General features: G+C 43.4%; 14 protein-coding genes and 2 pseudogenes. 6 read left to right on the top strand and 10 right to left on the bottom strand.

All coding sequences use genetic code 11. The features are described from left to right. Window positions 1-266 precede the first annotated feature (266 nt). Together EWV66_RS08580 and EWV66_RS08575 are read right to left on the bottom strand one after the other, a co-directional pair. Window positions 267-590 (bottom strand): hypothetical protein, encoded by a 324-nt coding sequence (locus tag EWV66_RS08580; RefSeq protein ID WP_052277571.1) that lies wholly within the window; start codon window positions 588-590, stop codon window positions 267-269. Next, on the bottom strand, window positions 556-840 hold the full coding sequence (locus EWV66_RS08575; RefSeq protein ID WP_052278524.1) for a BrnT family toxin: 285 nt from the start codon (window positions 838-840) through the stop codon (window positions 556-558). Before EWV66_RS08575 ends, EWV66_RS08580 begins: the two co-directional genes overlap by 35 nt. 573 nt (window positions 841-1,413) lie before the next feature. On the opposite strand from EWV66_RS08575, the gene EWV66_RS08570 reads away from it, so the two are divergent. Beyond that, window positions 1,414-2,337, top strand: coding sequence for a bifunctional riboflavin kinase/FAD synthetase (locus tag EWV66_RS08570; protein WP_052277573.1), 924 nt, complete (start codon window positions 1,414-1,416; stop codon window positions 2,335-2,337). On the opposite strand, the gene EWV66_RS08565 is transcribed toward EWV66_RS08570, so the two are convergent. Together EWV66_RS08565 and EWV66_RS08560 are read right to left on the bottom strand one after the other, a co-directional pair. Further along, window positions 2,334-2,606, bottom strand: a complete 273-nt coding sequence (locus EWV66_RS08565; protein ID WP_002761130.1) for a hypothetical protein — start codon at window positions 2,604-2,606, stop codon at window positions 2,334-2,336. The two genes, EWV66_RS08570 and EWV66_RS08565, sit on opposite strands and share 4 nt — an antisense overlap. A 6-nt stretch (window positions 2,607-2,612) precedes the next feature. After that, the gene (locus EWV66_RS08560; RefSeq protein WP_052277574.1) at window positions 2,613-3,131 is read right to left on the bottom strand and encodes a hypothetical protein; all 519 of its coding nucleotides are present in this window, start codon (window positions 3,129-3,131) and stop codon (window positions 2,613-2,615) included. 254 nt (window positions 3,132-3,385) lie between these two features. On the opposite strand from EWV66_RS08560, the gene EWV66_RS08555 reads away from it, so the two are divergent. Then, complete coding sequence (locus EWV66_RS08555; RefSeq protein WP_287115936.1) at window positions 3,386-4,309, top strand: AAA family ATPase; 924 nt, start codon at window positions 3,386-3,388, stop codon at window positions 4,307-4,309. 411 nt (window positions 4,310-4,720) lie between these two features. On the opposite strand, the gene EWV66_RS08550 is transcribed toward EWV66_RS08555, so the two are convergent. From EWV66_RS08550 to EWV66_RS08535, 4 genes are all read right to left on the bottom strand, one after another. Beyond that, complete coding sequence (locus EWV66_RS08550; protein ID WP_287108386.1) at window positions 4,721-5,632, bottom strand: C1 family peptidase; 912 nt, start codon at window positions 5,630-5,632, stop codon at window positions 4,721-4,723. Between the two features lie 54 nt (window positions 5,633-5,686). Continuing rightward, window positions 5,687-6,133 (bottom strand): protease inhibitor I42 family protein, encoded by a 447-nt coding sequence (locus EWV66_RS08545; protein ID WP_052277577.1) that lies wholly within the window; start codon window positions 6,131-6,133, stop codon window positions 5,687-5,689. A 264-nt stretch (window positions 6,134-6,397) separates the two neighbouring features. After that, window positions 6,398-7,789, bottom strand: a complete 1,392-nt coding sequence (locus EWV66_RS08540; RefSeq protein WP_052277578.1) for an IctB family putative bicarbonate transporter — start codon at window positions 7,787-7,789, stop codon at window positions 6,398-6,400. Window positions 7,790-7,933: 144 nt separating this feature from the next. Continuing rightward, window positions 7,934-9,577, bottom strand: coding sequence for an alpha-keto acid decarboxylase family protein (locus tag EWV66_RS08535; protein WP_185238067.1), 1,644 nt, complete (start codon window positions 9,575-9,577; stop codon window positions 7,934-7,936). Window positions 9,578-9,951: 374 nt separating this feature from the next. Between EWV66_RS08535 and dndD the strand changes: the two genes are divergently transcribed. Beyond that, entirely contained in the window at window positions 9,952-11,937 is a 1,986-nt protein-coding gene (gene dndD / locus EWV66_RS08530) for a DNA sulfur modification protein DndD (protein ID WP_052277580.1), read from the top strand. 102 nt (window positions 11,938-12,039) lie between these two features. After that, window positions 12,040-12,154 (top strand): annotated as a pseudogene (locus EWV66_RS08525) (zinc ribbon domain-containing protein); the annotation flags it as partial. Between the two features lie 122 nt (window positions 12,155-12,276). Here EWV66_RS08525 and EWV66_RS08520 read toward each other — a convergent pair. After that, window positions 12,277-13,842: a B12-binding domain-containing radical SAM protein gene (locus tag EWV66_RS08520; protein ID WP_052277581.1), complete on the bottom strand. Its 1,566-nt coding sequence runs from the start codon at window positions 13,840-13,842 to the stop codon at window positions 12,277-12,279. Window positions 13,843-14,699: 857 nt separating this feature from the next. Here EWV66_RS08520 and EWV66_RS08515 point away from each other — a divergent pair. Further along, window positions 14,700-15,800 carry an alkene reductase gene (locus EWV66_RS08515; RefSeq protein ID WP_052277582.1) on the top strand — a complete coding sequence of 367 codons (1,101 nt, stop codon included), beginning with the start codon at window positions 14,700-14,702 and terminating at the stop codon, window positions 15,798-15,800. A gap of 551 nt (window positions 15,801-16,351) precedes the next feature. Here the strand turns inward: EWV66_RS08515 and EWV66_RS08510 are convergent. Further along, window positions 16,352-16,981 (bottom strand): PEP-CTERM sorting domain-containing protein, encoded by a 630-nt coding sequence (locus EWV66_RS08510; RefSeq protein ID WP_287108382.1) that lies wholly within the window; start codon window positions 16,979-16,981, stop codon window positions 16,352-16,354. Window positions 16,982-17,277: 296 nt separating this feature from the next. Here EWV66_RS08510 and EWV66_RS08505 point away from each other — a divergent pair. Further along, window positions 17,278-17,859 (top strand): annotated as a pseudogene (locus tag EWV66_RS08505) (Rpn family recombination-promoting nuclease/putative transposase); the annotation flags it as partial.

Here is a 17,859-nt window from a genome sequence, read left to right as displayed (position 1 = left end):
TTCTTGTTTTAATTCTCCATGTACGCGGTCTTTAAAAGCCTCTATTTCGTTCCAAGACACGATTAAGAGTGGCTTTTAGGCTAAGTATAATTACTCATCGCGTAAGTGAGATGCTCCCGGTTTACGAATATTGGCGGTAGGGCATACCGCTACTGCTTTGCTGAGGGAGAGTAAGACCGAGTAAAAGCACTGCTTTTGCAAGGCATCTCCCCGTGAATGAAGAATCCCCACGCCTTTAGGCAACGGGAGTGTCAACTATTCTAAGATCATTGATTTTCATTTTTGGGTTCTTCTATAATTAATACAGCCTGATATTGTCCTTCTTTTAAATTTGAAGGAACTTGTACGGTTAATTGACCTTCATTGTTAACGAATGCTTCAACTTCAATGGTTTTCATGTTAACATATCTCTCTTCATTTTCTGCTATAATCTTAATGGTAGAAGCATCCTTATCTCCTAAAGAACAAGCATACTTTCCTCTCACTGCATTTTTTAAATGAGACTCCGTTAAAAACTGAGAATAATCATCTAACATTTCGTCATCTTTGATGGGATCATTGATTACTTTGTTCATAGATTTTTCTTTCATGTTTAGTTACTCTCCTAGCAGTAATGATTCTGATGTTTCCTTGTTTTTGACTATGAACAACTAAAAGCAAGCGGTTTTGACTAGAATAACCAATTGTCAAAAAACGATCTTCTAAGATTGAATGAGTGGGATCATCTAAAGTCAAAGAATAGGTATCTTCAAAGACAGTTTTAGCCTCATTAAAAGAAATATCATGTTTTCTCAGATTTGTCTTAGCTTTGTCTTCATCCCATTCAAAATTAGCCGTCATTATCTTAATTATAGACAATAAATAAAATAAGGTGGGAAAAAAATCCCCCACCTTACTATGGTAAACCTTATCCTTTCGGGATCGCTCTATGATTAGCAACAGGATTAGAACAAAAGAAACAAAAACAATATCCTTAAGTAGGTAGGCGTTAAAAATTATCAGACACCCCCCTTATCAAGGGTAGGGTTGATTCATGAATCAACCCTACCTTATCAAGGGGGGTAGGGGGGATCGAACCTAAAATCAATTTTTAATTTAATTATAACCAGCTACTTATGCTTGATTCAGATTGGGAAACCACAAAAGCAGCAAGAACAACCACAGACGACCAAAACAAGAACGAACTGAACAATTAATGAATGCTTGTTTCCCTCATCTTTCTGGTGCAATTGATTGGGAATGCCGGGCCGATCGCACCGGGATCGTTCACGTTCAACTTGCTAAAACTTCCAAAGGCCTCCAAGTTATTGGGGGCTTTTTTTTAGCTTGATCGCCCGATTGATATAGAATCAAAAGGCTACACTCAAGATTAATCGCTTGAATTATTCTCTTGTATCTGTTCTTAGAGCCAGCGTGTGGATTGTAGATTCTCCTAATACCCGTATTTTAGCCCCTAGTGCGATCGCACTAGGTAACTTTGATGGTTTGCACCTAGGTCATCAAACCGTCCTACAGCCAATTTTTCGGGATGAACCCGCTTATCCCACCGTTGTTAGTTTTACTCCCCACCCGCGGGAATTTTTTACGGGAGAAAAATGGCAGTTATTAACTCCTCTAGGGGAAAAGGTGGAGGTTTTAGAGAATTTAGGCGTTAAACAATTAGTTTTACTGCCTTTCTCTGCTAAATTAGCTTCCCTGACACCCTTGGCTTTTGTCGAACAGATTTTAGTAGCAAAATTACAGGCTAAATCGATCAGTGTTGGTCAAGATTTCCGCTTCGGTTATCGTCGTCAAGGTACAGCCGAAGATTTATTACAGATCGCCTCTCAATTTAATATTAAAGTCGAGATTGTTGGTTTAAAAAACTGTGGGACGGGTCGAATTAGTAGTTCCCTAATTCGTCAAGCTTTGGCATCGGGAAATGTTGAGCAAGCCGGACAAATGTTAGGTCGTCCCTACAGTTTAACTGGTCGTGTGGTCATCGGGCAACAGCTGGGCAGACAATTAGGTTTTCATACCGCTAATCTACAGGTTCCCCCCGATAAATTATTGCCGCGACTGGGGGTTTATTGCGGTTGGGTGCATCTCGATGGTTCTCGCTTACCAGCAGTTATGAACATCGGTTATCGTCCCACGATCGAGGGAAAAACTATCAGTGTGGAAATCCATTTATTGGATTGGTCGGGCAATGTATATGATCGCATTTTAACGATGGATTTAGTGCAATTCCTGCGACCAGAACAGAAATTTAATTCTCTCGATCGATTAAAAAATCAGATCGAGATAGACTGCGATCGCTCTCGGTTAATTCTAACTTCTGTCACCGACAACTCCTAATATTTTTGGTATTCTCTTTCCACTTTACCCACCGCTTTCAATAAAGGAGAATCAAGGGAATCGATCCAATCAGCTACTTCTCGCGCTAATCCTAGGGTAACAATGCCTTGAGACGGTGGTAATTGACCAGCTAAAGCCTGACTTTTGATGGTTTTCAGGACAGAAATTAAACCCTCAATCCGAGTCGATCTTTCTGTTTTCCGCATCTGTTCGGCCACGGTAATAGCTTGGTCAATTGATTGAATTAATTCCCTCATGTTCGTTTCCATAATATTCTAGCGACAGGAAAGAGATGTAACCGTTATTGCTCGCCCCTCTCCCCATTGTATATTGGCATCTCGCGAGTCTTTAATAAAAGTTTGCTGACCACCACCGGGATAACAATCAGCCGGATTCTGGGGGGCGACAATTCCTTGATAAACCGTTGTTCCCGCAGGTAAAGTCACCGATACTACTTTGGTCGCTTGATTGGGAGGATTCCACTTTTGATCGAGGGCTAAATTTCTGATCACCTCCACATTGGTGGTATATTGATCCGTGGTCAGAAAACGACCTTTTTTGTAATTTTCGTCACTATAATAACGGAAAAAAGTCTGGGGTTTTTCTAGGGTAACTGCCTGACATTCACTATTGCGAAAAGTGATAGCAATATCTGGAGGGAGGGGACAGGAAGGTGCCTGATCTTGAGCCAATATTTTCCGAGAATTGAAAGTTAAATTTTCGGGTAAACTATTGGTTAATGTACTGGCAGCGATTCCTAAAACAAGACTAAAAACGAGCGAACTGGCTTTCATCTTCACTGATTAGGAGAAATTCTCCTTGATTTTATCAGACTGAACCGACTGAAAATCTTGATTTCGCTCACTGGCAACAATTCTTAACTAATTTTCTCCCTGCTCGCCACCCTAACCCCGATTAGCTCCCTAGCAGAAAATTTCCCGCCATTGTCTGTCAACTTTCCTCGCTAGTGTGGGCAAATTAGGAAAAGAATCGTTAAGATAAAGAAAACTTAACATTAACCTTCTTGACAAAATACCCCTTTTGTGCTATGAGAGACGCTATTGATATTTTGATGGAAAATTTGAGCCAGAGCATCGTCGGCCAAACCGAATCGATTCGCATTGTGCTGGTGGCTTTACTCAGTGGTGGCCACGCTCTCCTGGAAGATGTACCCGGAGTCGGCAAAACCCTGTTAGCTAAATCCTTAGCGCGTTCAATTAACGGTCGTTTCCAACGGGTACAATGCACCCCCGACCTCCTTCCTAGTGATATCACGGGAACGACGATTTGGAACCCCAACAGTCGCGAATTTGAATTTATCCCTGGCCCCGCTTTTGCTAACGTCCTCTTGGCCGATGAAATCAACCGGGCCACCCCGCGCACCCAATCGGCACTTCTAGAAGTCATGGAGGAAAAACAAGTTACCGTCGATGGAGAAGCGCGGCCGGTCCCCCAACCCTTCTTTGTGATCGCCACCCAAAATCCGATCGAATATCAAGGCACTTTTCCGCTTCCAGAAGCGCAAATGGACCGTTTTGCCGTTTGCCTGAGTTTGGGTTATCCCAGCGCCACAGAAGAATTAACAATGTTACAGAGACAGCATTCTCAAGAGACGGTTAAATCCCTAGAAGCTTGTATTTCCCTAGAACAGGTGGGAGAATTGCAAAGATTAGTCAGTCTGGTCCAGGTAGCTCCCACTTTACAGCAATATATCGTCGATTTAGTCCGGGCTACCCGTGATCACGAAGATATTAGTTTAGGAGTCAGTCCCCGGGGTTGTGTGGTTTTGCAAAAAGCAGTTCAAGCTTACGCTTTCCTCGAAGGTCGCGATTATGCTATCCCCGATGATGTTAAGTTAATTACTCCCTACGTCTTCTGCCATCGTCTGATTCCTAGTCACGGTCGTCAAGCTAAAGCGATCGTGGAAAGACTTCTGCAATCGGTGGAAGTAGGGAGGCACAATTATTTGTAGGATGGGTTAGCGGTAGCGTAACCCATGCGGGCGTTGGGTTTCATGCTTCAACCCAACCTACGTTCATCTTATATTTAATTCCACCCACCTACTATTGAATAGTTACACAAGAATCTTCCTCTCCGATCCCTCCTAACTACTGCAAAACCACCAACGCCGCCGCCGGAACAGTAATCAAAAGCGACTTTCCATTGCGCGCTTCCACCGTTACCGACTGACCCACCCACACCGCATTTGGCGATCGCTAATTAGCTCGATTCCGCTCACATACAGAATAAGGTTTACAGCGAATTTTAAAAAGCATACCCTAAAAAATTCAACAAACGGCGAGTTTTCACAGCGTCCCCCCTATTCTGAAAAAACTCACCAGAAGCCTTTATTTTGCCCCTCACACCTTATCGAATCGGTCTCCTATCCGAACTGTCCCGTATCGATCCATTCACTCTTGATTAGCGACCACCAATCAGTTGCCAGACCATCGAGGACGTACTTGTAGGGCAGCCAGCCGTAGCCAGCGCTTCCCCAGGCAGTCCCCCAGGAGTTGCGAATCAGCAAGGCACCGGTGGTTTCAATGCCACCGGCATTGGTGTTCTTGATCTTGAGGTTGTCGTCGTAACCAACTGCGTCAATGGCGTGACCGCCGAGAACTCTCTCGCCCCGAGTCGGGTAAGGAATCTTGCCGGTCGTGTTGCCCTGACTGATAGAACTGTAAACAGTAAAGCCAAACATCGAGGGCAGACCTTTCGACAATTCGGTTTTAATCCGAGCTAACAGTGCGTCTCTTGCCGTCCCGGGCGGATCGAGGCGGTAGTAGGAAATCGCCTGATAGCTTTGGGCAAAAGCGTAGCAGAATGCCGACGGCTCTTTGTCCAAATCAGCGATATTGTAGGGATAGTATTCTTCTGGTGGTACGCCAAACAAGGTGAGGGCGTACATTGTTGAGCGCAAGAATGCCCCCGTATCTCCCGTCCATTTGAGCAAGTTGCGCGTCACTTTGTAAAGAAAGAGGCGCGAGGCATCTATGTGTTTGCCAAAAGCTCGCCGCTCAAAATACTCCACCAGTCCGACCCCGGCGTGGGCCGTACAAGAACCGATAGTTTTTTGATCCTCCATGGGGGAACACCACGGCCTCAAGTCCACGCTGGCTGGTAGCGCTGCTGGGGCAGATGTCGTTGCTCCCACTTTGGCCAGCATTTGCTTGACAGATGGCTGTCCCAAAGCTTGCAGTTTGGACGGTACGCGTTCAGATTGAAAAGTAACATCACGAATATCGGGATAGTCGGGCAACCATCCCATTGCAGGAATTACAAATGTTTCACTCATTTTTCCTTTCCTCCTAAGTCGTTACTCACTGGCCCTTGGCTATCTGAGAAGCCTTTACTCTCGGACTTGGAGCGTGACAGTAAATCGTTCGACAATTGACGGTTCTCCTTGCCACTCTCGCCAAAGCTTAAGCCTTAGTTGGTCTATCCCAGCCCGTTGCGCTTTAAAGGTCAGGATTCTCTGACCGCCCCCGCCGACTCTCGACTCTATGGCAGGTACATACTCAGAGGCCTGCAGCTTCACTAAATCGCTCCCGACACCACCGACCGCCCACTGAAAGCCAGTGGTGGGATTCTCGTCGAGGGACAGTAGCAGTAGGTCATTGACCTGCATGGTGATGGATTTGCCGTTGTCAGTGCGAGTAAGGGTTAGCATTGTATCTTGACCGTTCCCTCCTTTCGGGTTCCACTCTGTCGCCCCACAGCCCTGGGAAAAGACCGGGGAAAGCACGAGGATTAGAGTTATGACAATCGCCACGGCCCACTTAAGAGAACGATCCATTATTTTCCTCCCTCGTCTCTATAACGGCCACAGGGATTTACTCTCGTTATTGCAGTTAGGAAATCGCGCCAAGCGCAGAACAAACTGGGAAACGATCTAATTTAATTATCTCTTGCTTTGGCCACCGAGAGATGGTAGGATGGAAGATTTGTGATTTTTCTTAATAATCCCCCTCGCCTACGCCTACACGAGATTCAAATACCCTTCAGAGCAGCCCTATCCGTAATTTGAAATAACTCCTCAATGCTCCCCCATTTCGCCCCCCTAGAGGAGAGAATTGCCACGATCAAAACCTCTAGCAGGGGAATAACAACGACTAGCAATTAAACCCAAAACTAACCACCAGAGGGTACTAACTTGGGGACGATACCAAACTGTATCAAAGAAACCGTGGGCAAGAATTCCGGCCATAGCGGCAATTGCCCCGATTAACCAAAAGCCTTGACTGTCCATTTTATCGCGTAAAAGTTTAATTTGATGGATGCCTTGGCCGATAGTTGTAACTAATAACCAGAGGAAACAGGTAAAACCAATGATTCCCGTTTCTACCATGATTTCTAATACCACAGAATAGGCACTTAAAGCCGTGTATTTTGGCTTCATGAATAGGGGGTAAATTTTCTTAAAAGCATCATTACCCGGTCCGATGCCCAAAAGCGGATAAGTTTGAATCATGCGAATAACTGCATCCCAAACATTAATCCGAAAGTTATTACTACTATCTCCTCGGCCGGCGAAAATACTCATCACCCGAATTCGCATCGGCTCCACCAATAAAATCGCCCCTAAAACCACCACGGCTAAACCCCCTAAAATTAAGGGTAAAAGCCAGGTTTGCCAAAATAACGGTAGATAATTTTTGAACCAATAAAATAATAGCAATAAGAAGACAATTCCTAAGACCATCAAACCAATCCAACCGCCACGACTCTCGGTAAAAAATAAACAAGCGGCATTGGCTAAAGTTAGTAAAGCCGCTAAAATTTTCGGTAGCCATCCCTGCCACACAAATAATGCCGCACCGCTAAAAGCAATACCGGGGAATAAATAACTAGCTAATAAATTAGGATTACCGAGATAACTATAAACCCTAGTATCCCCCGCTAATTCTGAAGTAGGATCGTTCCAAGTTGCTAACTGTTCCGCGCCAAAAATTTGCTGACGAATGCCGTAAACGCTCACTGCTAAAGCGGTTAAAACTAAAGTAGTCAGAATCCAATTTGTTAGGCGTGGCGAGCGCATAATTCGGGCAGTAAAGGCAAAAAAGATGAGATTGAGAGTTAATTTAATTAATCCTTCCAAAGCTGCGGTTTTAACGGGAGAAAAAGCCGTGGAAACCGTGGCAATTCCCCAGTATAAAAGCACTAAAAGGTGAATCGGTGTCACCCCGATTTTGCCTTCATCCACAAGGGTTAAGAGTAGCCAATAACCCGCTATTGCTAACAGCAAAAAACCGATTTGACTGGTGGAGAAAAACGGCGCAGTGGCGATAAGGAGAGAGATTAACAGCGCACCCATCAGTTCTGTCCACTCCACAAACCAGCTACCCTGTCGCCATTGACTAAAAAGTCCGACTAAACGATGCAGATAGCTATATTTTGACCAAGAAGCAGGGGAAAAGTTCAGTAGAGTGATTTGTTTCCAAAAAGCATTCATAGGGTTTTTAGTTGCGGTTGTCACCGGCAAACTTTGATTAAGATACCGATTGTATCTTAATTGTTGACTCTTGGGAGCGAAAAGAGTTTCAGTCTGGTGTCTTAGGGCAGCTTCACACAGTCAAAACCTAATAGCATAACCAGTCTAGGCATGGGGTGAACGTAAAGCTTGACCTAAACGAGTTAAGCCTTGGGAACAGTCAAAACGATCGAGATGTACTTCAATAAATGATAGGCGATCGATGTTACCCTGGGCAATCGATAAAGCCTTTTCTAATTCCCCTTCTGTCCTGACTTGACAACTCCAACTTTCCCCGTTAAATACTGCTGGTAATTGATGATATTTCCACGGTTGTAGATCATTATAAATATTATCCTGAATTACCCGCTCGATCGTGTAACCATCGTTATTAATTAAAAAGATAATTGGATTGAGATGGTGACGGATAATTGTCGAAAGTTCTTGGGCAGTCATTTGAAAAGCACCATCACCCACAAAGACGATAGGACGAGTATTTGGTGCGGCAAAAGCTACTCCTAAACAGGCGGGAATTGAATAACCAATAGAGAGATAAAATGCTTGACCGATAAAGTCGGTTTTTTGAGGCATTAATAAATCAATTGTGGCAATAATTGCATCCCCCGTATCGGAAATAACAAAAGATTCTTGAGCGATAAAATGATTCATTCGCTCATAAAAACGAGCATTAGTTAATTTTTGCTCTGGCACGGCGATGAATTCTAAATTCTTCAATTCGGCCGCAGGTTTAATCTCTAGTGTAGCCGCTTCTTTGTGACTTAGCTTATTAATTAAACCCTCGATAAAATCCCCTAGGAATACTGGTTGATAGAAGTGATGTTTAATCTTGATCTTCTCGGAATTGGCATTAATCAAATTATTGGGATTTAAATTAGCCGTAAATCCGCCTAAATTCATATCGGACATGATCGCCCCTAAACAGAGGACACAATCGGCATTTTCCACCCGTTGACTAACGTATTCGCGACTTAATGCCCCCACATAAGTGCCGATAAATTGCGGCTGCATTTCCGAAATTGACGACTTACCTAAAATAGTGGTGGCTAAGGGATAACCCGTTACTTCTAAAAGTTTCAGCAACTTATCCTGGAGTTTAAACCGATGGAATTCTACCCCCGCTAAAATAATTGGTTTTTCCGCTTTTTCTAATAAAAAAACCGCTTCTTCAATGGCTTCTTCTAAAGCGGCGGTATCCGTAAGATTATCGGTTAAATAAATTGGATTTTCTGAGGGGATACAGGGACGATAGACCAGATCCCGGGGAATTTCGATATACACGGGACGTTTGTGATGCAAACAAGCTGCTAAAGTTTGATCGATTTGACTGGCAGCTTGGGTGGAATTAGTGAGAATAACCGAGGCAACCGTGGCTTTTTCCATGATCGAAAATTGCAGATTATAATCGCCCGTGGTGTGGTGTAATAATAAATTATCCCGGCGAATCGAGCGATCGGAAGCCCCACTAATCACCACCAAGGGAACTCTTTCAGCGTAAGCACCGACCACAGCATTAACGAGGCTAAATCCCCCGACTCCGTAGGTGACACAGACAGCGCCCATACCTTTGACTCGCGCGTAGGCATCGGCGGCATAACCCGCGTTAAGCTCATTACAGGTACAAACTAATTCGATCGGACTTTCCACCAAAACATCCATCAAATCGAGGACATAATCCCCCGGCACCCCGAAAACATGATTAACCCCTAAATTATGGAGACGCTGGCATAAATATTCGCCGATCGTGATCATAGCAATTTTCTCCCCTGTGTTGGCACTTTCACGCCGATCATAACGATTTTTTCAAAAAATAGGCTCATGCCCAGTAATGAACTAGAAAGTAAAAATCAGCAGACTTTAATTAAGTAGCTGTTTGCAATTAAATAGAAGATAGGTTTTGCACTCGATCCCCCCTGCCCCCCTTAATAAGGGGGGTGCCGACAGGCGGGGGGATCTTAGAGTTTTTTCCGCAGACTCTAATTATATCTAGGCGCTGGTGATCAATGCTATAGTATAAAATCTGGGGTTTTTCTCTTGGGTGTCAAAAAATATCTGCGGCACTTTTTCAGGTATAATTGTTACAGGAGATTCCCTAAAACTTTCGACTTAACTAAGGCTGAATATTAATGATTTTTACTGAATTAGTTTTGCAAAACTTTGGTCCATACGCCGGTCGTCAAGTGATTAATTTACGCCCCGAAAAAGATAACAATCCCTGTCCGATTATCCTTTTGGGAGGCATGAATGGCGGCGGTAAAACTACTTTAATGGATGCGATTCGTTTGGCTTTGTACGGTGCGCGGGCCAAGTGTTCTACTCGCAATAATTTAAGTTATGCCGAGTTTCTCAGTCAAGCAGTTAATAATCAAGCTTCCCTCATCGATCAAGCGAGAATTGAACTGGCTTTTGAACATCTAGTTAATGAACAATGGCGACAATATCGTATCGTTAGATACTGGACAAAACAGCCTAAAGATGGTAAGGATACCCTCGGTATTTTAGATGAAGATTGGCCCGATCCTGCCTTAGCTAACACTTGGGATGAATATATTGAAACTTTATTACCTTTGGGTATTTCTAACCTCTTTTTATTTGATGGGGAACAGGTAAAAGAATTGGCAGAACAGGATGTACCTCCTGACAGCGTTAAGGATTCGATGCAGACTTTATTAGGGTTAGAATTAGCGGAAAGATTAGCCGTTGATCTCGATATTTTAGCTAGTCGCAAGCGCCGGTTACTAGCAGCAGAAAATGAACTGGCAACTATTGAAGCGATCGAGAAAAAATTAGCCCAGTACCAAGAAGATTTAGAATTGGCTAGGCAAGAGATGGAAACTCAACAAAAAAATTTAGATGTGGTTAGAAATGATTTTGATGCAGTCTCGGATAAATTTCGCATTGATGGCGGCAAAATTGCCGCCGAAAGAAGTCAATTAGAGATCAGAAAAAAGGAGGTAGATAAAAAGTTAGATAACCAGAGGGAATACTTAGGTCAATTAGCGGGAGAATTATTACCATTAAAGTTAATTTTTCCTCTCCTAGAAGCGGCTAAAATTCAGGGAGAAAAAGAGCTACAATTTCAATCAGCTAAGGTCGCTCAATCGGTTTTAGAATCCAGAGATAAAAAGTTACTTGCTTATTTAGAACAACTGAATTTAACTTTAGAACAATTAGAGAATATTAGAGAATTTTTAGAGCAAGAAAATCAGTTTTTAGCTGAGGATAGCGATTCTTTGATTACTCCTTACTTAGATCTAGACGAGGAGGCGATCGAGTTATTAAATCGAGTCTTAACCCATCAATTACCGGCACAAATTAACCTCGCTCATCAAGCAATAGAACAATTAAGAAATCTGGAAGCTGACTTAGATAATTTAGAGCGAGAATTAGCAGTAGCAGCCTCTCCCGAAGAATACGAAACCCTGAGTAATAACTTAAAAACCGCTCAGAAAAAGTATCTAAATGCTCAAGCGGAATACGAGCAAAGCCACAAAAATTATGAGGAAATCAAAAAGAAAATTGAGAAAACTAAAAAAGAATTATTTGCCTACAGTGAGAAAGCTTTAGAATCGCAAAGTAACGAACATATCGTCAACGCTATTGTCAAAGCACAGCAAACTTTAAAAGTATTTAAAGAACGCTTAACTTTAAAAAAATTAAATAGATTAGAGGGAGAAGTGGCGGAATGTTTTCGTTATTTATTGCATAAGTCCGATCTGGTGCAGAAAATAGCGATCGATGCTGATACTTTTGGTCTATCTCTCTTTGGTCCCGATGGACAAAATGTGCCTAAACACCGTCTTTCTGCCGGAGAAAAACAACTATTAGCGATCGCTTTTTTGTGGGGATTAGCGCGAGTCTCCGGACGAGATTTACCCATCGCTATCGATACACCCCTCGGACGTTTAGATTCTTCCCATCGCCATAATTTAGTTGAACGTTATTTTCCCGCCGCTTCCTCTCAAGTCATCCTCCTCTCTACCGATACAGAAATTGGAGAAAATGAGCTACTCTTATTAGAAGAACAGGAAGTAATCGCCAGAAAATACCTGCTAGAATACAATTCCCAACAACGTCAAACCACTATTCACCCCGACCGCTACTTTTGGTAAGATTATGACTGAGATAAATTCCCACGAAATCCTCGCCCAATTAACTTGAGACATCGGGTATTACTTCCAATTTTATCACTCAATCCAAGCCTTTGGGGGGGGGGAGAGTCGGGTCTCTGGGTTCTTAATGGAGACATTGAGAATCTAAGCCGTCTCGTCGAAGCAAGGAATTTCTAACAGCAATGTGGAAAGAATCCCCCGTCACAGCCTAGCTTGACGGTGGGAGTATGTCAACTGACTTGACAGTCAAACAACCCCACTCGCTTTTTGTTGCTCTACTTTGGGGTAGGATTCAAGAGCGCTGTTTAGGGATAAATGACTGTTCCTCGGCGCTATTGTCTAGCTTTTGAGCGTTTTTTCCAGCTGGGCTACCCTTGCTTTCTGTTGCTTCAAATCGGCTAGTTGTTTTAGTAATTGTTCTCTGACTTCATAGCGATAGGCAAAAAAATGCTCACCTATCCCTAGGGTCGCTAGATACTCTTCTAGCAGACGGGGCTTGACCCAGGCAATCACCGCCAGTTGCCACCAGAAACGGAAGCGCGTCGGTCGGACAATCCCCTGCCGCCAGAGCAAGGAACGGAACAATTGCCACTGTTGCCAATCTAATTTACGGTTCGATTTGCCGCGCCATCCCCCCATGATCATGAAATGGTTGAAGGTTCGTTTCAGGTAGTTAACAGGATCGTAGATTTCCCAGAAAGCGTCGATGTATTCTTCGGTAATCTCTTCCACAGGGCGAGTTGGCTCAAAGTTCATCATCGCTCCCTGATGGAAAGTACCCATACCATCCACCAGACGACCTTCCTGTTGCAGGCGATTCCACAGGGCAGTATTTTGCAGTGCCTGGAGCAGGCTAAACTGACCCTGGGGAATACTCGCCTCCATAATAAACTCTTTGATCCGCTCCCCTGCGCCAGGTTTCTCATTGTCAAAACCGATAATGAAGCCAGACATAATCTGCAGCCCCATGCGGGTAATTTTGTGACAGGATTCGATCAGGGATTGGCGGGTGTTTTGAACCTTGTTAATGCCCATTAAGCTATCGGTATCTGGTGTCTCAATCCCCATAAACACCAGCATAAAGCCGGCCTTGACCATTAACTCGATCAGTTCGCTGTCTTCGGCCAGATTAAGGGAAGCTTCCGTAATCAGTTTAAAGGGATACTGGTGTTGTTCCATCCAGGGGATCAACTCCCGCAGAAACACCTTGGCATTCCGCTTATTGCCAATAAAATTGTCATCGACAACAAAAATGTAGCGCCTCCACCCCAGTTGATATAACGTCTCCAACTCAGCCAACATTTGTTCTGGGGTTTTGGTGCGCGGTTTGCGGCCATAGAGGTTGATGATGTCACAAAATTCGCATTGAAAGGGGCAACCGCGAGAAAACTGCACGGTAATCGCCAGATAGGCATCCAGATCTAGTAGATCATAGCGGGCGATCGGTGTCATGGTGACATCGGGTTTCTCACTGGCTCTAAAGACACCACTCGGTTCACCCCGCTCCAGGGCCGCCAGGAACGGCGGGATTGTCAGTTCTCCTTCATCGAGAATCAGGTAATCTGCCCCAGCTTTTTGGGCAACTTCTGGATAGGAGGTGGGGTAAGGCCCGCCCACAGCCACTTTTTTACCCAACTGCAACCCTTTGGCAATCAATTCTTGAAAGTCCTTTTTCTGAATGATCATGGCGGAGATGATTACCAAATCGCACCACTCCCAATCCGAAGCCGTTTCTAATCGGACATTGCGATCAACAAACCGGATTTCCCAATCCGATGGTAACAGGGCTGCCACCGTAATTAAACCCAGGGGCGGATTGGTTGCTCTTAAACCGGCTAGATCTAAAGTCTCTTGATAGGACCAAAAGGAGTTGGGCATCAGCGGCCACAGTAATAGGGCTTTCATTCAGGTGTCTCCAATGAAGAAGCTAGATGCTTTACATACTAGCCACAAAGCCCAAGTCGATCAAGACTTTTTTTTACTCATAAATTAGTTCTAAATAAATTGTGAAAAAATAGCTATTTTTTGGAGATTAGCACAATTAAATGAATGATGCTTGCTAAAAACTCGTGTTTTCCCATTTTTATCAACGCAATCTAGAGGCTGTTTGCCTCTTTTGGGTATTTTTGGGTAGGTTTCCTATGTGGAAACGAGGTCTATACCGATAGAATATCCGCAAAATAGTCCTAAAAGTTTTGCCCAATAAGCACTTCAGGGTTCCATAAGCAAAAATTATCACACAAAGTCGAGAAGAGCCGAAAAACCCTCTTGAAATTAGCAAGTACCGAATAGTAAGGGTTTCGTTTCAGTCTCTAGGAAGTCTATTTGATCGGTAAAACACCAGTTACTAGACATCTCGACAATGACTATTTCTGGTCAGATAAATATAAGCGTAATTACACTATTTTATACCGAACCATCATGACTCAACTACCAGAAAATATAGTTTCTGTCTTTTGAATTTTGGATGATATAGCGGTTCTCACACCTGTGTGGCACACTTAAACCTTTGCTAATAAAGCTTTTCAATATCGATAATGTACCTCTTGCGAACAGGAAACGCTATAAATAAATTAAATAACTGGTAATTATAGTCAAATTTATGACCAAGATCAATTATAGTCAGCTAATTGACCCGATTAATTCTCCTCCCTTAGCAGAGGAACAATCTCGCAGATAGACAGTCAATCATCCTTGGGTGCGATTGTCTGGTTTTAACTAACTGCGGTAAAATTAACCTAAATTCTCTATCGGCAAATTCGATGACTTCCTTCACTACTTCCCTGGCTCTTTTAAGTCAATTTAAATTGGGAGATTTAAACCTAGAAAATCGTCTTGTGCTTGCCCCCATGACGCGAGCGCGAGCCGGAGAAAAACGTCTTGCTAATGAGATAATGGCCGAGTATTACCGGCAAAGGGCCAGCGCCGGATTAATGATTACAGAAGCGACGGTAATTTCTCCCCAAGCTAACGGTTGGCAAAATACCCCCGGTATCTACACCGATGAACAAGTGCAAGCATGGCAAATGGTGACAAAAATCGCCCAAAGAAAAGGAACACCAATGTTTTGTCAATTGTGGCACTGTGGTCGCGCTTCTCATTCTAGTTTTCAGGAAAATGGCGCTTTACCCGTTGCCCCTTCGGCAATTAAGATTAAGGGGGAGTTGCATACACCCATCGGCAAACAGCCCTACGAGACCCCTAGAGCCTTAGAAACTGAGGAAATCCCCACAATTGTCGACGATTACCGCCAAGCCGCTCAGAGGGCAAAATTAGCGGGGTTTGATGGCATAGAAATTCACGGAGCTAATGGTTATTTAATCGATACTTTTCTACAATCGGCCACTAATCAGCGTCAGGATAAGTACGGTGGCAGTTTGGAAAATCGCTATCGTTTTTTACAGGAAGTAGTCGAGGCAATTTTAACTGTTTTTCCCAGTCATCGGGTGGGGGTGCGTCTGTCTCCCAATGGAGTTTATAATGACATGGGTTCCGAGGATTTTCGAGAAACTTTTCTCTATATTGCCCAAAGATTAAATGAGTACAATTTAGCTTATTTGCATCTGCTAGATGGCTTGGCTTTTGGTTTTCATGAAAAGGGTCAACCGATGCTTTTATCCGAGTTTAGGGCTGTTTTTAATAGTGCATTAATCGGCAATTGTGGTTATACAAAAGAAAATGCTGAAGCCGCTATTCAGTTGGGAGATGCGGATTTAATTGCTTTCGGTCGCCCCTATATCAGTAATCCCGATTTGGTGGAAAGATTCGCCAATAATTGGCCCCTTAATCCCGATGCTGAGATGAAGGATTGGTATTCTTTTGACAAGGAAGGTTATATCGATTTTCCCAGTTATAAACCCTAGTTAAGTAGCTGGTTATAATTAAATTAAAAATGGATTTTAGGTTCGATCCCCCCGCCCCCCTTGATAAGGGGGGTGCCGATAGGCGGGGGTATCTACCCTTATTAAGGGGGGTGCCGATAGGCGGGGGTATCTGATGTGTGTAAACGAGGTCTATACTGATAGTTTCTTCTTTCAAAATAGTCCTAAAAGTCTTGCCCAGTAAGCATTTAACCTTACATAAGCAAAAATTATCACACAAAGTCGAGAAGAGCCACAGTTTTTAATACCTACCTACTTAGGGTTTGCTGAATAAAAACCTTGCGTCTTCATCGGCCCGCGTCCTGTAGGGGCGAAGCATTCGGGCAATAACCTATCGGTGAAACCGTAGATTTTCTATCCGAATGCTTCGCCCGTACTTTTTCAGCAGACCCTACTTAGTATTAGATATGTGTAATTAATTGTGTCTAGCTACTTATCCATTATGTGCCAAAATTCAATAAGCGAGAGCGCCTTTTTCCCTAACCAAAAAGGAAGGCTTTTAAACCTTCCTTACCATAGAATTGGTCATTTATTTATTGACGTTTGCGAGCCAATACACCCAGAGAACCCACCGCTAATAAACCTAAAAGGGTGCCTGGTTCTGGGGTTGTCTGTGTCTGGGCAGGTTGAATGGTCCAGTTAGCAGCAACGATATTACCTTCTACATTGGTCAATTGGACCTCGTTGCTGAAACCATTAGTATAGTAAACGCCATTGAACCCATTCACGAACCAGTTGGTGGGTGTTTGTGTAGAATTGGTTGAGACGACATTGACATCATTCAAATCCGACCAGCTAGTAGGAACAGCCGTTAATGTTCCTAAGGCATTGGTGACAAAGCTTCCTGTAGCAACATCCAACCCATCACCCCCATTAGGATTAAAGGTGGTAACGTGGGCCCCATTACCAAAGTTGAAGGTGACACTCACAATGTTGCTGTCGTTCCATGTTTGGTTGAACAGGGAAGTTCCCCCATTGTCAAGCTGAAAGGTAATAACCGCAGTATCACCGACATTAACGTTATCGACAAGGGGTAAGAAGTCGACTGCTGCAACAGTATCCGTATAGGTAGCGGTAAAAATGGCGGCATGGGCGGGAATGGCACTGAAAACGGCACAAGTCACCGCCGGAAGGCAAAGGGCTTTTAGCAGTTGATTAGTCATTTTTGATTAATTGACAAGTTAGTTTCATGGCTAAGAATGGGGAAAAATTGTTATTTATACCCCATAAATCATTGCTTAACAGCAATAAGCAGCCTCATTCTACCCCCCCCCGAATTTGTCAAGTATTCTCCGTTTTTTATTGATGAATCTGGAAAAAAGCCCATCAGGGAGAGAGTGGAAGGGTTCGCCAAGGAAACATCTTAAATTAATCGGTAATGATTAAGATTGCGCTATTTTAGGGGTTAGGGGGGAGCAAAACGTCCTAATCTTAGCGGGTACTGCTATAAAATAAAAGCATGAAAACTGACACGATTTTTTATCAACTCTTTCAATCTTTCCCCTCTATCTTCTTTGAATTAATTCAACTCCCTATCACCGAAGCCAAGGCATGAGCAGAAAACGGGTTTCTCGGAGAAACCCGTTTTCTGTGCGTTACTCAACGGATTTAGTATGAGGTACAATTTCAAGAAGATGAGGCTTTTTATCAGCGCTTTTTCACTGAAATATTCTTATATCTCAGTAAAACTGACTTAACCAATGATTGGCGGGGTGTGATTGTCTATCCTAACCCTCAAGTAGAAACCGATAAAGTTCAACGCTATCGGGAACTTCTCAACTCCGAGCGAGTGAGACGGATTTATCTGAATGAATTAGAAAACATTCCTCAAACTTCGATTGGTTTAGCTACAGTCCAATTAATTACCCTATCTAAAGCAAAAGCGATTGATAGCACCCGAAAATTAATCCAAAGAGTGAGGCAAGAATTAACCCCCGACCAAAAACCGCAAGAACTCTTACAATTAATAGAGACGATTCTCGTTTATAAGTTACCGCTTCTCAATCGTCGGGAGATAGAAACTATGTTTAGTTTAGATGAA

Origin of the sequence: Microcystis sp. M_OC_Ca_00000000_C217Col (assembly GCF_007095585.1) — a bacterium.
GTDB lineage: Bacteria > Cyanobacteriota > Cyanobacteriia > Cyanobacteriales > Microcystaceae > Microcystis > Microcystis panniformis.
Note: the sequence above shows the minus strand (reverse complement) of the source record. Positions and strands in the feature narration are given on the sequence as shown.

Bases quoted from the DNA above. Each gene is read 5' to 3' on its own strand.
- EWV66_RS08520 (WP_052277581.1), bottom strand. From the start codon at position 13,842: ATGAAAGCCCTATTACTGTGGCCGCTGATGCCCAACTCCTTTTGGTCC.
- dndD (WP_052277580.1), top strand. From the start codon at position 9,952: ATGATTTTTACTGAATTAGTTTTGCAAAACTTTGGTCCATACGCCGGT.
- EWV66_RS08515 (WP_052277582.1), top strand. From the start codon at position 14,700: ATGACTTCCTTCACTACTTCCCTGGCTCTTTTAAGTCAATTTAAATTG.
- EWV66_RS08545 (WP_052277577.1), bottom strand. From the start codon at position 6,133: ATGGATCGTTCTCTTAAGTGGGCCGTGGCGATTGTCATAACTCTAATC.
- EWV66_RS08550 (WP_287108386.1), bottom strand. From the start codon at position 5,632: ATGAGTGAAACATTTGTAATTCCTGCAATGGGATGGTTGCCCGACTAT.
- EWV66_RS08555 (WP_287115936.1), top strand. From the start codon at position 3,386: ATGAGAGACGCTATTGATATTTTGATGGAAAATTTGAGCCAGAGCATC.
- EWV66_RS08540 (WP_052277578.1), bottom strand. From the start codon at position 7,789: ATGAATGCTTTTTGGAAACAAATCACTCTACTGAACTTTTCCCCTGCT.
- EWV66_RS08580 (WP_052277571.1), bottom strand. From the start codon at position 590: ATGAAAGAAAAATCTATGAACAAAGTAATCAATGATCCCATCAAAGAT.
- EWV66_RS08535 (WP_185238067.1), bottom strand. From the start codon at position 9,577: ATGATCACGATCGGCGAATATTTATGCCAGCGTCTCCATAATTTAGGG.
- EWV66_RS08575 (WP_052278524.1), bottom strand. From the start codon at position 840: ATGACGGCTAATTTTGAATGGGATGAAGACAAAGCTAAGACAAATCTG.
- EWV66_RS08565 (WP_002761130.1), bottom strand. From the start codon at position 2,606: ATGGAAACGAACATGAGGGAATTAATTCAATCAATTGACCAAGCTATT.
- EWV66_RS08560 (WP_052277574.1), bottom strand. From the start codon at position 3,131: ATGAAAGCCAGTTCGCTCGTTTTTAGTCTTGTTTTAGGAATCGCTGCC.
- EWV66_RS08510 (WP_287108382.1), bottom strand. From the start codon at position 16,981: ATGACTAATCAACTGCTAAAAGCCCTTTGCCTTCCGGCGGTGACTTGT.